The sequence below is a fragment of the Pseudomonas abieticivorans genome (assembly GCF_023509015.1).
In the GTDB taxonomy this organism is placed as follows: Bacteria; Pseudomonadota; Gammaproteobacteria; order Pseudomonadales; family Pseudomonadaceae; genus Aquipseudomonas; species Aquipseudomonas abieticivorans.
This window is the reverse complement of sequence record NZ_CP094975.1, coordinates 5696007-5710774: the sequence shown is the minus strand read 5'-3', so window position 1 is coordinate 5710774 and position 14768 is coordinate 5696007. Positions and strand designations below refer to the sequence as shown.

Sequence of the window (14768 nt, the reverse complement as noted above, 5' to 3'; positions counted from 1 at the left end):
GATGCGGATCCTCCGTTGGGTGCCTGTGAGGCCTACTTCGCAAGCTCGGCATCGATAGCGCTGAGCAGCCGCGCATCATCGGCCGCCACATCCGGCGCAAAACGCCCCACCACCCGACCGTCCCGGCTGATCAGGAACTTCTCGAAGTTCCACTGCACTTCCGGCGCCGGGTTCACCTCGATGCCCTTCCCCGTCAAACGCTCACGCCAAGGCCCCTCGCCGGTCGCCGCCGGGAGGGCCTCGGTCAGCGCCTGGTACAGCGGATGCTTGCCTGCGCCGGCCACCGAAATCTTGGAGAACAAGGGGAACTTCACGTCATAGGTCAGGCTGCAAAATGCCTTGATCTCATCGTCAGTGCCCGGCTCCTGGGCCTTGAAGTTGTTGGCCGGAAAACCCAGCACGGTCAAACCTTGGGCCTGTTTTTCTTCGTAGAGTTTTTCCAGGCCCTCGTACTGGGGCGTCAGGCCGCACTTGGAGGCGACGTTGACCACCAGCAGCACCTTGCCGCTGTAGGCTGCAAGGCTGCTGGGCTGGCCGTCGATGGTGGTCAGGGGAACGTTGGTCAGGGTGCTCATGCAAGGCTCCTTTGCCGATGCCATGGAAAGCTGCGAGTGTGGAACCGCTGGCGCCCTCATGCAAGTGAAAGCCCGGTCAAGACGCGACCTTGAGTTTATGCTCGGCCGCGGTAACCACCGTGGAGATAATCGATTGCAAGGTCACGTGGCCGATCGGGTTGTGCCCGTTGTCGGTGACGACCAGGGCGTCCATCCCGGCCTCTATCAGGGTTTTCATCGCCACCTCCAACGAGGTGCCACGGGGCAGGCTCAGGGTCGGCCGATGCGTGGCCGTGAGGGGCGCCATGATTGCCTCCACCTGAATCACCCGCCCCCGGTTGACCTCGCGCACGAATCGGGCGATGTACTCGTCGGCCGGGGCCATGACGATTTCGTGGCGCGTGCCCTGCTGGATGACTTCGCCGTCGCGCAGGATGGCGATACGGTCGCCAATGCGCAGCGCCTCGTCCAGGTCATGGGTGATGAACACGATGGTCTTGCGAATCTCTTTCTGCAGGTCTAGCAGCACCGACTGCATGTCCATGCGGATCAATGGGTCCAGGGCCGAAAAAGCTTCATCCATCAACAGCACCGGTGCATCACTTGCCAAGGCCCTGGCCAGGCCAACTCGCTGCTGCATGCCGCCCGACAGTTGATTGGGATAGTGCCCTTCAAAGCCCTTGAGCCCCACCCGTTCCAGCCAGTGCATGGCCCGCTCCACTTGCACCGCACGGGGCAGCCCCTGTATCTCCAGGCCATACACGGTGTTTTCCAGCACCGTGCGGTTGGGCAGCAAGGCAAACTTCTGGAACACCATGGAAATGCAATGGCGGCGCAGTTCCTGCAACGCTGCCGGCTTCATTTGAAGGATGTCCTGACCGCCGATCAACACCCGGCCCGCCGTGGGTTCGATCAAGCGGTTGATGTGGCGGATCAGCGTGGACTTGCCCGAGCCGGACAACCCCATGATCACTTGGATACCGCCGGCCGGCATGCTGATGTTGATGTTCTTGAGCCCCAGCACATGGGCATGGCTGGACAGCAGCTCAGCCTTGCTTGCCCCTTGCTTGACCCGCTCGAGGCTGGTGTGGGCGCGGTGGCCGAATATTTTATAGAGGTCGCGGATCTCGATGCCGTATTCAGTGCCCATGGACGATCTCCAAGTGCTTTTGCAGCCGTTTGCCGTACGCCTGGCTGACACGGTCAAAGATCACGGCAATGCCAACGATCGCCAGGCCATTGAAAATACCCAAGGTGAAATACTGGTTGGCGATGGCCTTGAGCACCGGCTGGCCCAGGCCCTGAACCCCGATCATTGACGCTACCACCACCATGGCCAAGGCCATCATGATGGTCTGGTTGATGCCGGCCATGATCGATGGCATCGCCAGTGGCAATTGCACGTTCTTGAGTTTTTGCCAACTGGAGGAGCCAAAAGCATCGGCGGCTTCGAGCATCTCGCTGTCCACATGGCGAATCCCCAGGTTGGTCAGGCGGATCATCGGCGGCAACGCGTAGATCACCACCGCGATCAAGCCTGCGACTTTGCCGATGCCCAACAGCATGACCACCGGGATCAGGTAGACGAAACTGGGCATGGTCTGCATCACGTCGAGCACCGGGCTGAACAGCCGCTGCAGGCGATCGGAACGCGCCATCAAGACCCCGGCCGGCAAGCCGATGAGGATCGCGATCACCGTGCACACGAAGATCATCGACAGGGTTTTCATGGTGTCGGTCCACATATCCAGGTAGCCGATCAGCAGCAGCGTGAACACGCAACCGAACACGATCTTCCAACTGCGGCTGCCCAGCCAGGCCAACAGCGCCACCAACAGGATGATGATCGGCCAGGGTGTGCTGGTCATGAAGCGTTCCGACTGAGTCAGGAAGGCTTGCAAGGGGTGAAAGAATGCCTCGAACGCATCACCGTACTGGCCGGTGAAATCACGAAAGGCGCCATCGATGGCCTTCTTCAAGGCCCGCAGCCGCTCATCCTCCATATGAGGAAAGCTCATCAACCAATCCATACCGTTCACCTTCTGTAGAAGACTGGAAACAGGGGGCAGTCAATTCAATACACGGTGTTTTTTTATTAGGTCTTGATGAAAGCGCCCGGCCTTGCCGCCGGGCACCTGGTTACAACGACGCCTTGATCTTGGCCTGGGCTTGTGGAGTAACCCATTGGCTCCATAGCGCCTCGTTGTTTTTCAGGAAGTACTTGGCGCCCTCCTCACCCGTGGCCTGGTTGTCCGTCATCCAGGCGATCAGGCTGTTGGCGGTGGTGTTTGACCAGGCGCGCTTGCTTAGGTACTCCATCACCACCGGGGAGCGCTTGGCAAAACCTGGGGTGGTCAAGGTATAGACGCGGTCCACCGGCCAGGCATTGGGCTTGGGGTCGGGGCAGTCGGCCACGGTGTTGCAGCGTTTCCATTCGGCGGCGTCGTTGGGCACTTCGGTTTGCAGCTTGACCATCGGGTACTTGCCCAGCAATGCGGTCGGCGCCCAGTAGTACCCCAGCCACGGCGCCTTGCGCTCGTAGGCTTGGGCGATGGAGCCGTCCAGGCCTGCAGCCGAGCCAGTATCGACCAGTACGAACCCGTGCTTGTCGAAGTTGTAGGCCTTGAACAGTTGACTGGTGACCACCGTGCCACCCCAGCCTTGCGGGCCGTTGTACACGGCGCCTTTTTTCGGGTCTTCCGGGGCTGGGAATAATTCGGGGTGCCTGAGCACGTCTGAGAACGTCTTGATGTCGGGGTGCGCATCGGCAAAGTACTTGGGTATCCACCAACCCTGGGCGCCGCCATCGGTTAACGACTTGGCGGCCTGTACCAGCTTGCCGCTGTCCAGCCCCGCCTTGGCGACATCGGGCACCAAGTCGATCCAGCCTTCGGGCACGATGTCCGGGCGGCCTTTCTCGGCCATGGAGGTGATGGTCGGCACGGTGTCGCCCGTGACCAGGTCGGCGTTACAGCCATAGCCTTGGTTGAGGATGATCTTGTCGACGTTGGCCATCACCTCCGCCGACTGCCAGTTCATGTTGGCGATGGTCACGTCGCCGCAACTCTCGGCCCGGACCACACCACTGGCCAACAGCACGCCCAAGGCCACGCCGGTTTTAAAATACTGATTCGCCATCGTTTGCACCCCTAATCACGGACAAGGTTATGAGCGATCGACCGGTGCGGTGCGACCCTCGCAGAACTCAGCAGGCTCAAAGGAAAACAGCGCACAGCCCGCTACCTGCGCGGCGCAGGCCAGGCCTTCTTCTATCAGGGTTTCAAAACCGGCGGCACGCATGGCTTCAAGGCCGGCAGCGGTAACGCCTCGATAACCGATCAACACTTCAAGCAGCGCTTGGAACGGCTGCGGTTGGCCAATCAGTTGGCTGGCCTGCACCACGCCCATCACCGCGCGCCGGGCAATGGGCTCGGGCAGGCCCTGGCGCAGGGCACTGTTGAACAGCGCCTGGGCCAGCAAGGCCGGGTACGCAGGCCCCGTGCCCGAAAGGCCGGTGAGGTAATTGAGTTGCTGCTCGCTGAACACTTCGTCTGCCTGCCCGCAGGTTTGGAACAGGCGCTGAACAAAGTCTTTGCCGGGCGCATCGACCTCGGCGCTGGCAAGCCAGGGCGTATAGGCGCAGCGCTGCTCAAGGGCGGCATTGGGCATGGCGCGCACCACCCGCAGGCCTTTGACGTGCGCCTTGAGATCGTGCATCGAGGCACCTGCCACCAGCGATATCAGCAGCTTGCCACCCACCTCGATCTGCACCGCAGGCAGGTCCTGGGGTCGCACCGACAACACCACCACGTCGCTGCGGCGCACCAGTTCGGCGTTGTCGCAGGTCATCGCCACGCCGGCCAAGGGTGATGGGGCCGAGCGGCTGGACAACAGCAACGCCTCAGGCGCCACGAACCCCGTGGCCAGCAGTGCCTTGGCGAGCGAGCGGCCGAGCCAGCCCGCCCCGCCGATAATGCCTATCGTGGGTGAGTTCACTGTGTACGCCTGCCCTGTGGGTTGGAATCAGCGAGCCGTTTCGTCCATCACATAGCCATGCCGTGCGCAAAACCGCTTCATTTCGCGTACGTCCGGTGCCTGCCCGGTAAAAATCTTCACGTACTCGGGGATACGCAGCATTCGCTCGGCCACATCCTCCCGGGTGTTGGTGCTGATGTAGCCGATCTGTGTCAGGTAGATGGTGCGGGCGCGAACGTCCGCCGCCACCGGCTCGTAGCCAAAGCGAATGAACATCTGGTGCAGCGCCTCGCGCCGGGCGATATCGGCCTGGCGGATGTGCTCGGTGACATCCGGCGATTGCAGCGCCCAACTGCGCATGGCGAACTCCAACTGCGAATCGAACAGCTCGCGGTTCAGCCAACAGTCAAAGACGTTGAGCATCGCCTCGGCAATGGTCTCGGCATAACACTGGGTCTGGCCGATCAGGTTGCCGGTGTTCTTCAGCCGCCAGCGTTCGATCAGCGCGGCCAGCAGCTCTTCGCGGTCTTTGAAAAACCAGTAGAAGCTGGTACGTGACAGCCCCAGCTTCTTGGCCAGCGGCATCACCCGTACGGAGTCAACGCCCGCCTCGGTAAGGCTCTCGTATGCCGCGTCGAGCCAGCCTTCCAGCGAGCCCCGCCAGCCTGTTTCAATGGTTTTGGTCGATGCGTTCATGGCCCGATCCTAACGCGCTGACAACGCCTGCGCAAGAAAAATGTACACCACTGTCATGCTTGTTGACACCACTGTACATTTTCTTCTAGCTTGAAATGGCCCCCTGGCGCGTTGACCTCTTCCGGAGCGTGATGACATGGCCACTGATCCGCTGTTGCAGCCTTACCAACTCAAGCACCTGACCCTGCGTAACCGGATCATGACCACGGCCCACGAGCCGGCCTACCCGGTGGACGGCATGCCGCAAAAGCTCTACCGCGCCTACCACGTGGAGCGCGCCAAGGCCGGTGTGGCCCTGACCATGACCGCAGGCTCTGCGGCGGTTTCACGGGACAGCCCGCCGGTGTTCAACAACGTGCTGGCCTACAAGGATGAAGTGGTGGGCTGGATGAAAGACCTGACCGATGAGTGCCATGAACACGGCGCGGCGGTGATGATCCAGCTCACCCACCTGGGCCGCCGCACCCGCTGGGACAAGGGCGACTGGTTGCCGGTGGTATCGCCGTCCCACGAGCGCGAAGCGGCACACCGCTCCTTTCCCAAGCAGATGGAAGACTGGGATGTGGCGCGCATCATCAAAGATTATGCCGACGCCGCCGAGCGCATGCAGGCCGCAGGCCTGGACGGCATCGAGCTGCAAGCCTACGGGCACCTGATGGACCAGTTCTGGTCGCCGCTGACCAACCAGCTGCAGGCGCCCTATGGTGGCTCGGTGGAGAACCGCCTGCGTTTCACCTTCGACGTCCTCACGGAGATTCGCCGCCGCGTGGGCTCGCAGTTCATCGTCGGCGTGCGCTACACCGGCGATGAAGACCTGCCCGGCGGGCTGACCCTGGCCGACGGCCTGGACATCTCGCAGCGCCTTAAAAACAGCGGCATGGTCGACTTTCTCAACGTGGTACGCGGCCATATCGACACCGACGCCGGGCTCACCGACCTGATTCCGATCCAGGGCATGCGCAACTCCCCTCACCTGGATTTTGCAGGGCAGATTCGCGCCGCCACCGCCTTCCCCACCTTCCATGCGGCCAAGATCCCGGACCTGGCCACGGCACGGCATGCCATCGCCTCGGGCAAAGTCGACATGGTGGGCATGACCCGCGCGCACATGACCGACCCGCACATCGTGCGCAAGCTCATGGCTGGCCGCGAAGAAGACATTCGCCCCTGCGTGGGCGCCAACTACTGCCTGGACCGCATCTACCAGGGCGGCGCTGCGTACTGCATCCACAACGCCGCCACCGGCCGCGAGACCAGCATGCCCCACGACATCCCGAAAGCGACCGTGCGCCGCAAGGTGGTGGTGGTCGGTGCGGGCCCCGCAGGCCTTGAAGCCGCCCGGGTGGCCGCCGAACGCGGGCATGAAGTGGTGGTGTTCGAAGTGGCCGACCGGCCCGGTGGCCAGGTGCGCCTGACGGCACGGTCAGAGCGGCGCAAGGAGATGATCAGCATCATCGACTGGCGCATGGGCCAATGCCAGGCGCGCGGCGTAACCTTCCACTTCAACACCTGGGCGGAACGTGCGCACATCGCCGACGAAAACCCGGACGTGGTGATCATCGCCACCGGCGGCCTGCCCCACACCGCCGTGCTCGACAGCGGCAATGAGCTGGTGGTATCGGCCTGGGACATCCTCAGCGGCGACGTGAAACCCGGGCGTAACGTGCTGGTATTCGACGATGCCGGCGACCACGCTGGCCTGCAGGCCGCCGAAGTGATCGCCAAAAGCGGCGCCCACGTCGAGATCATGACCCCCGACCGCGCCTTCGCCCCCGAGGTGATGGCCATGAACCTGGTGCCCTACATGCGCTCGCTGCAAGCGCTGGACACCACCTTTACCGTCACCTACCGGCTCAAGGCCGTGCATCAGGAAGGCGGCCAGTTGCAGGCATCGATCGAGAGCGACTACGCCATCGTGGGCAGGACCCGAACGGTGGACCAGGTGGTGATCAACCACGGCACCCGGCCGCTGGACGAGCTGTACTTCGAGCTCAAGCCAGACTCGACGAACGGCGGCGCCGTGGAGCACCTGGACCTGATCGCCAGCCAGCCCCAACACGTGGTCACGAACCCCAACGGGCGCTTTCAACTGTTTCGCATCGGTGATGCCGTGGCCGCGCGCAACACTCACGCCGCCATCTATGACGCATTGCGCCTGGTCAAAGACCTGTGAGCGGGCATGGCGATTTCACACCGTGGCTGATCGAAGGCCTCGCAGGCCTGCGCGACACGGGCCCTGGCTCCCACCATTACACCGCTGCGGCAGCGGCCTGGGAGCCCACCGCCACGCCGGGTTTCTGGATCAAGCCACTGTTCACCGACACTGCCAAGGGCATGCGCACCTTGCTGATGAAGGTCGACCCGGGCGCGTGGTCTGCGCCGCACCAGCATGAAGGCGAACTCGAACAACTGTACCTGCTGCAAGGGGCTTTCCAGGACCAGGACGGCACCCTGAATATCGGCGACTATTGTTGTCGCAGCCCAGGCGCCGTGCACAGTGGCGGCAGCGAAGGTGGCGCCTTGATGCTGGTGATTTATACCCGCGGTTGAGGCCCGCAGCCCTCGCCTTGCTCTGCGGTGCGCTGCAACTGCTGCTCGATCTTCGCCACCGGCGGTGCATACAAAAAACCGAAGGACACACTGTTCTGCCGGCCCTTGACCTGATGATGCAGGCGATGGGCCTCGTACAACCTTCGCAGGTAGCGATGCCGTGGCCGCGGGCGGACCGGCCACTGCCGGTGCACGATGCCATCGTGGGCAATCACGTAGATCAAGCCATAGCCCGCCACGCCGGCCCCCACCCACTGCCAAGGTGCGTGGCCGGCATTGCCGAACACGATCAAGCCGATGGCCGCCAACGCCAAGGCCACCAGGTACAGGTCGTTGGTTTCCAGCGCACCCAGGTGCGGCTCATGGTGCGAGCGGTGCAGGCACCACCCCCAGCCATGCATCACGTATTTGTGCGCGAGGGTGCCGACGCCCTCCATGGCAACGAGGGTGATCAGGAACACGGCAAATTTGAACATCATCACGTCACGTAACAGGGCTGCACAGGCCGACAGCGTAACGCGGTTGGCAGGCCGCTGGCAGCCAGAAAACAGTGGAGGGTGAATGTTTCATGCATTTTAATGTTACTTTATAACAACAATAGCGTTAAACTTTTGCCCCCTTGGGCGCTCTAACCAGCGCTTCTTGTGCCCAAGCCTGCCAAAAAAATGATAATGGAACGCCACATGTCACGATCCACTGCCCCCCGCTTCCAACGCCGCCACGCCACCCTGCTGCTAGCGCTGTGCGCCGCCGCGGCCACCCCCCTGACCGCCGAGGCCCAGGACGCTTTCGCCGCTGACTCCCAATGGATGACCGGCGACTGGGGCGGCCAGCGCACCGCCCTGCTCGACAAGGGTGTCGATATCCAGATGGGCTACACCGGTGAAACCGCCTCCAACCTGCGCGGCGGCTACAACAAGAATCACACCACGCGCTACGCCGACCAGTTCACCCTGGGCGCGGCCATCGACCTGCAAAAGCTCATGGGCTGGCAAGACACCCAGTTCATGGTGCTGCTGAGCAACACCAACGGCGACAGCCTGAATGACCAGCGCATCAGCGACCCGCGCGCCGGCAGCCTGTCCGCCACCCAGGAAATCTCCGGCAACGGCAGCGTCACGCGCCTGAGCGAGTTGTGGTTGAGCAAAGGCTGGTTCAACGACGCCTTGAACGTCAAGGCCGGTCGCTTTGCCTTCGGTGATGATTTCGCCGTGGAAGACTGCCTGTTTGAAAACCTGGCGTTCTGCAGCTCGCAACCGGGCAACTATGTCGACAGCATCACCGTGGGCCCGGTCAGCACGTGGGCGGCACGGGTCAAGTACACGCTCAACGACGAAGTGTACGCGCAGCTCGGCGTGTTCGACGTCAACGACTCGTACGGCGACAATAACAATGGCTTCAAGCTCAACGGGGCCGGCACCACCGGTGCGATGATCCCGGTAGAACTGGTGTGGACGCCGACGCTGAACAACCTGCCCGGCGAATACCGCGTCGGTTACTACTACAGCACCGCCAATGCCGATGACCTGTACAAGGACGCCAACAACCTGCCGGCGGCCGTCACGGGCGACGATTACCGCCGCGACGACAGCCGTCACGGCTGGTGGTTGACCGGCAAGCAGCAACTGACCACGGTGGGTGGCGATGCCTCGCGCGGCCTGGTGCTGTATGGCAACGTCAGTGCCTTCGACGCCGCCACCACGCCGGTGGACAGCCTGCTGAAAATCAGCCTGGTCTACAAGGGCCCGTTCGACGCGCGCCCTGCCGACACCCTGGGCCTGGCCGTGGCACGCTTGCACAGCAGCAACCAATACCTGCGCAATGCCCGTGCGGCCAACCAAGCCAGCGGCCTGAGCTACGCCGATGCCGATTACGTACCTGAACAACACAGCGAATACGACATCGAGTTGAACTATGGCATTCAAGTCACCCAGTGGCTGAACGTGCGGCCCAACCTGCAATATGTCGCCCACCCCGGCGGTGTACGCGAAGTTCAAAACGCCGTGGTGGCCGGCCTGCAAGTGCAATCACAGTTCTAACTTGAATATCGCGAATGAATCCCGCGCCTCCTGTAGGAGCGGATTCATCCGCGAACCCAAAAGCGTATAACCCGGTGACACTCCCACGGCTATTTGCCAGACTCGTGCCACTACGCGTTAAACCCATATCCATTTGAATAAAAAGCCATTTCCACCCATAACTGCGCCTTGAAAACCCCCACTTACGGGCCCCTATCCCCACCACTTCCCCCCCTAAAATATTTTGTAAAAAATCACTACAATTATAATTAAACCGCAGCTAGAGTTTCCATCAGGCACCCGCCTATTTATAAAACCCCTGTTAGCCGGAGCACACTCGGCGCCCCCTTCGTGCGCCCGCTGGAAGACAACAAGGGTTCATCGTGAATAACAACAAACCGCACTTAGCCACCTGATACATCCGTGAGCGTGCCGCCATGATGAGATACCTGAATGCTTTGATCCTGATGTGCCTCAGCGGCCACTTGCTGGCCGCCCCTGCCCCCGCCGCCGACGTGCCCACCCTGCAATCGCTGCGCGGCCTGTTGCCACCCGACCCATCCGGCATCGAGGGCGGGCGCAAGGTCGACCTGATGACCGACTACGTGCTCAATCGCGATGCCGCCATCCGCCTGGGCAAGGCGCTGTTCTGGGACATGGACGTGGGCAGCGACGGCATGACCGCCTGCGCGTCCTGCCACTACCACGCCGGTGTCGACCACCGCGTAACCAACCAGATCAACCCCGGCCAAGCCAACACCAATGCCAACCTCGCGTCGCTGTTCAACAAGCCGTTCGCCGCAGGCGACATACCCGGGGACGTACCGGCCTACACCACCTTGTCCGGCGGCAAGGGCGGGCCCAATTACACGCTGAAAAAAGCCGACTTTCCCACCCACGTGCTGGCCGACCCGCTGGACCGCAACTCGCCCATCCTCTACTCCAGCGATGACGTGATCGGCTCGCAGGGGGTGTTCGACGCCAACTACGTCAAACCCCGGCAATCACGTTTCGACAAGTGCACGCAACAGCCCGACGGGGTGTTCCAGGTCAACGGCATCAATGTGCGCCGCAGCACCGGGCGCAACGCCCCCACGGTCATCAATGCCGCCTTCAACGTGCGCAACTTCTGGGATGGCCGGGCCAACAACGTGTTCAACGGCTTTTCGCCCTTCGGCAACCGCGACCCCGACGCCGCGATCTTCGTCACCAGTGACCGCAGCGGCGTGGCTAAACAGGTACGCCTGGCGCTGAACGATGCCTCGGCCGCGTCCCAAGCCGTGGGCCCGCCCGGCAGCCCAGTGGAAATGTCCTGTGGCGGGCGCACCTTTGCCGATATCGGCCGGCGCATCCTCGACACGCTGGTACTCAGCCACCAGCGCATCGCGGCCACCGATTCGGTATTGGCCGTCGTCGCCGGCCCGCGCAAACCCAGTTACCGCGACATGGTCAAGGCCGCGTTCCAGCCACGGCTGTGGAACGCCAGCCAACCGGTGTCGCTGGGCGGCGCGGCGTATACCCAGATCGAAGCCAACTTCCCGCTGTTTTTCGGCCTGGCGATCCAGCTGTACGAAGCCACCCTGGTCTCCGACCAGGCGCCGCTTGACGCCTACCTGGGCGGAGACACCCAAGCGATGAATGCCCAGCAGGTGCAGGGCATGAACCTGTTCATCGGCAAAGGCAAATGCGTCAACTGCCACGGCGGCCCGGAACTGACCAACGCCGCCAGCCGCCTTCGCTTTGAACCGCGCGAGCGCATCGAGCGCATGCTGATGGCCGACAACCTGACGACCCTCTATGACAACGGCTTCTACAACACCGGCGTTCGGCCCACGTCCGAGGACCTGGCACTGGGTGGCAGCGACGCGTGGGGCAACCCATTGTCGTTCACCCGCCAATACAACACGCAGTTGGCCGGCGGCAATGTGCCCGACCCGTTCGAGGTGGATGTCTGCCAGTTCGAAGTGCCCCTGAGCGCCGCCGTGCCCTGCGACGCCACGCTCAAGCCACCCGCAGGCTTTCGCGATGCAGTCGACGGTGCGTTCAAAACCCCGACCCTGCGCAACATCGCGCTCACTGGCCCGTATTTTCACAACGGCAGCCGCGCCACCTTGCGCCAGGTGATGGAGTTCTACAACCGCGGCGGCGACCGCCGTGGCCAGGACGCCAGCAACACCAGTGGTTTCGATCACGCCAGCGTTAACCAGCACAACGCCTCAAACCTGGACGCCGACATCACCCGCCTCAACCTCACCAGCGAGGAGATCGATGCCTTGGTCAAGTTCATGGAAGTGGGCCTGACCGACCCGCGCGTGGCGTGGGAGCGTGCGCCGTTCGATCATCCGTCACTGGTGATCGTGCAGGGCCACACCGGTGATGAAAACACCGTGACGCTGCGCCCCCTGGACATCAAGGCCACCACGCCACGGGCGCAGGATGCGCAAGTGACCTTGCAACCGGTCGGCGCCGAAGGCCGGCGGGTGACCGAGGGGCCGTTGCAGCCGTTCTACAACGACCTGTGATGGGTACTGCGCGGCGCATCGCGAGCAAGCTCGCTCCCACAAAGGCCGCTCAGACCGAGTGGCGGGCTTTGTGGGGTCGGCTATAGAACCAGGGTCGAGCACACAAGGCTAACAACTCGGGCTGACGGGCCAATGTGGGAGCGAGCTTGCTCGCGATACGCCGCACGGGCGGCGCGCGATTTCAAGGACGCCCGAGAAACCGAGGCATGCACTTGTCAGCGATGATGCGATTTCAGGACAGGCTTTTTCGGCGGTCTTCAGAGCAATCGGCTGGGGGTCAGGTACCAGCCGATGTGTTTGGAGTGTGCTTGAGACCGCGCGGCGCATCGCGAGCAAGCTCGCTCCCACATTGGCCGCTCAGACCGAGTGGCGGGCTTTGTGGGGTCGGCTATAGAACCAGGGTCGAGCACACAAGGCTAACAACTCGGGCTGACGGGCCAATGTGGGAGCGAGCTTGCTCGCGATACGCCGCACGGGCGGCGCGCGATTTCAAGGACGCCCGAGAAACCGAGGCATGCACTTGTCAGCGATGATGCGATTTCAGGAAAGGCTTTTTCGGCGGTCTTCAGAGCAATCGGCTGGGGGGCAGGTACCAGCCGATGTGTTTGGAGCGTGCTTGCGACCGCGCGGCGCATCGCGAGCAAGCTCGCTCCCACATTGGCCGCTCAGACCGAGTGGCGGGCTTTGTTGCAGAACGTGAACTGTGCCGGATCAACGGGCACTTCGCTCAGCGCGTGGACACCACAAACAACCGTGGAAACGGCAGCAACACCGTGCCGTCTGCCAAGGCTGGGTACGCCTCGCTGATCAGCGCCAGGTAACGGGCCAGAAAGGCCGCTTTGTCTTCAGCGCCCAGCGGTTCCAGGTAAGGCCGCAACGCCGAGCCCTTGAACCACTCAACCACCGCCGCCGCCCCGCCTTCCAGGGGGTGATGGTAGGTGGTGCGCCACACGTCCACGCTGCTGCAATGGCCCTGCAACAACTCATAGTAGAACGTCGCGCCATGGCGCTCAGGGTGTTTGACCGCGCCGATGGTGCTGGCCCATGGGCCTTCGGCAGCCACCTGACGGGCCAGCCGGTGCGCCGGCTCTTCAAGGTTGTCCGGCGTCTGCACCGCCAGGCTGCCACCGGGGGTCAACAGGCTGACCAGCCGCGGGTACAGCGTGGCGTGCTCGGGCACCCACTGCAGTGAAGCATTGGCCAGGATCACGTCAAAGGTTTTGCCTGGGCTCCAGGTAGCGATGTCGGCCTGCTCGAAACCCACGCCCGGCAGGCGCTCGCGGGCACTGACCAGCATGTCGTCGGAGCTGTCCAGGCCGCTGACCAGGGCTTGGGGAAACTGCGCAGCCAGCACCTCGGTGGAGTTGCCCGGGCCGCAACCCAGGTCAACCGCGGTGCGCACTTCGCGGGTCGGGATGGCCGCCACCAGGTCAATCACCGGGCGCGTGCGCTGCTGTTCGAATTTGGAGTACTGCTGGGCAGACCAGGTCATCGAGGGTGAGCCTTCATCGCGGGGGGGTGCGCAAAGCCTAAGCCTTGATGCCCAAGAGCACAAATGGATAACATCATAGGACACCCCCTCCGGACCCTGCCCCATGGCCAAGCATTCCGGCGCCAAGGACTGGATCGTCCGCGCCGCGCAACCCACCAAGACCGAACGCATCGAGGCGTATTTCGCCGGCCACGGCTACACGCCGCATCGCCACGACACCTACGCCATCGGCCGCACCCTGGCCGGCGTGCAAAGCTTCAACTACCGCAATGGCCGCTGCCACAGCTTGCCGGGCGCGACCCTGGTGCTGCACCCCGATGAGTTGCACGACGGCGAAGCCGGTACCGAGGCCGGTTTTCACTACCGGATGATCTACGTTGAGCCTGCGCTGATCCAACAGGTACTGGGCGGCAAGGCACTGCCCTTTATCAAGGGTGGCATCAGTGCCGACCCACGCCTGTTCGCCGCCAGCGAAAGCTTGCTGCAAGGCATGGACAACGCCCTCGACCCCCTGCAGGAAGACGACGCGATTTTCGACCTGGCCCACGCCCTGGACGCCGCCGCCGGAAATCGCCGGGGCCGCCGTGCCTTTGATTTCCAGGCGGCAGAACGGGCCCGCGCGTTCATTCACGCGACCCTCTGCACCACCATCACCCTGGACGACCTGAGCAAGGCCTGCGGCCGCGACCGCTGGAGTTTGTCACGGGATTTCCGCGCGCTGTATGGCACCAGCCCCTACCGCTACATCACCCAACGCCGGCTGGACCGTGTGCGGCACCTGATGCTGGCCGGCCATACGATCACCGATGCGGCCCTGGCCACAGGTTTTTTCGACCAGAGCCACATGACCCGCCAGTACACCCAGACCTACGGCGTGGCGCCGGCGCGATGGCTGAAGATGTTGGGCCCGCGTTAACTTGCACGATCATGCAAGACCGGTGTGCGATGGCTGACTAAGGTG

The 14768-nt window shown here is 63.0% G+C and carries 13 protein-coding genes; 5 read left to right on the top strand and 8 right to left on the bottom strand.

The genetic code is table 11. From position 1 onward, the window contains the following. Positions 1 to 32 precede the first annotated feature (32 nt). The 6 genes from L9B60_RS25905 to L9B60_RS25880 form a co-directional block, all read right to left on the bottom strand. Complete coding sequence (locus L9B60_RS25905; RefSeq protein WP_249673823.1) at positions 33 to 575, bottom strand: glutathione peroxidase; 543 nt, start codon at positions 573 to 575, stop codon at positions 33 to 35. Positions 576 to 651: 76 nt separating this feature from the next. Further along, positions 652 to 1704 (bottom strand): quaternary amine ABC transporter ATP-binding protein, encoded by a 1053-nt coding sequence (locus L9B60_RS25900; protein WP_249673822.1) that lies wholly within the window; start codon positions 1702 to 1704, stop codon positions 652 to 654. Next, positions 1694 to 2572: an ABC transporter permease gene (locus tag L9B60_RS25895; RefSeq protein WP_249673821.1), complete on the bottom strand. Its 879-nt coding sequence runs from the start codon at positions 2570 to 2572 to the stop codon at positions 1694 to 1696. Before L9B60_RS25895 ends, L9B60_RS25900 begins: the two co-directional genes overlap by 11 nt. Positions 2573 to 2693: 121 nt before the next feature. After that, positions 2694 to 3692, bottom strand: coding sequence for an ABC transporter substrate-binding protein (locus tag L9B60_RS25890; RefSeq protein WP_249673820.1), 999 nt, complete (start codon positions 3690 to 3692; stop codon positions 2694 to 2696). A gap of 27 nt (positions 3693 to 3719) precedes the next feature. Continuing rightward, entirely contained in the window at positions 3720 to 4550 is an 831-nt protein-coding gene (locus tag L9B60_RS25885) for a pyrroline-5-carboxylate reductase family protein (protein WP_249673819.1), read from the bottom strand. A 27-nt stretch (positions 4551 to 4577) separates the two neighbouring features. Then, positions 4578 to 5225, bottom strand: a complete 648-nt coding sequence (locus tag L9B60_RS25880; protein WP_249673818.1) for a TetR/AcrR family transcriptional regulator — start codon at positions 5223 to 5225, stop codon at positions 4578 to 4580. A gap of 136 nt (positions 5226 to 5361) precedes the next feature. On the opposite strand from L9B60_RS25880, the gene L9B60_RS25875 reads away from it, so the two are divergent. Together L9B60_RS25875 and L9B60_RS25870 are read left to right on the top strand one after the other, a co-directional pair. Beyond that, a complete protein-coding gene (locus L9B60_RS25875; protein WP_249673817.1) occupies positions 5362 to 7398 on the top strand; it encodes an NADH:flavin oxidoreductase in 2037 nt (678 codons plus the stop codon). Next, positions 7395 to 7775, top strand: coding sequence for a cupin domain-containing protein (locus L9B60_RS25870; protein WP_249673816.1), 381 nt, complete (start codon positions 7395 to 7397; stop codon positions 7773 to 7775). Before L9B60_RS25875 ends, L9B60_RS25870 begins: the two co-directional genes overlap by 4 nt. Here L9B60_RS25870 and L9B60_RS25865 read toward each other — a convergent pair. Further along, complete coding sequence (locus L9B60_RS25865) at positions 7760 to 8254, bottom strand: sterol desaturase family protein (RefSeq protein WP_249673815.1); 495 nt, start codon at positions 8252 to 8254, stop codon at positions 7760 to 7762. The two genes, L9B60_RS25870 and L9B60_RS25865, sit on opposite strands and share 16 nt — an antisense overlap. Positions 8255 to 8458: 204 nt before the next feature. On the opposite strand from L9B60_RS25865, the gene L9B60_RS25860 reads away from it, so the two are divergent. Together L9B60_RS25860 and L9B60_RS25855 are read left to right on the top strand one after the other, a co-directional pair. After that, positions 8459 to 9814: a carbohydrate porin gene (locus L9B60_RS25860; protein WP_249673814.1), complete on the top strand. Its 1356-nt coding sequence runs from the start codon at positions 8459 to 8461 to the stop codon at positions 9812 to 9814. 446 nt (positions 9815 to 10260) lie between these two features. Then, on the top strand, positions 10261 to 12315 hold the full coding sequence (locus tag L9B60_RS25855; RefSeq protein ID WP_249680152.1) for a cytochrome-c peroxidase: 2055 nt from the start codon (positions 10261 to 10263) through the stop codon (positions 12313 to 12315). Between the two features lie 727 nt (positions 12316 to 13042). Here L9B60_RS25855 and tam read toward each other — a convergent pair. Then, on the bottom strand, positions 13043 to 13807 hold the full coding sequence (gene tam, locus L9B60_RS25850) for a trans-aconitate 2-methyltransferase (RefSeq protein WP_249673813.1): 765 nt from the start codon (positions 13805 to 13807) through the stop codon (positions 13043 to 13045). A 103-nt stretch (positions 13808 to 13910) separates the two neighbouring features. Here tam and L9B60_RS25845 point away from each other — a divergent pair, with 103 nt between their 5' ends. Next, positions 13911 to 14723, top strand: coding sequence for an AraC family transcriptional regulator (locus tag L9B60_RS25845; protein ID WP_249673812.1), 813 nt, complete (start codon positions 13911 to 13913; stop codon positions 14721 to 14723). Positions 14724 to 14768: the final 45 nt, after the last annotated feature.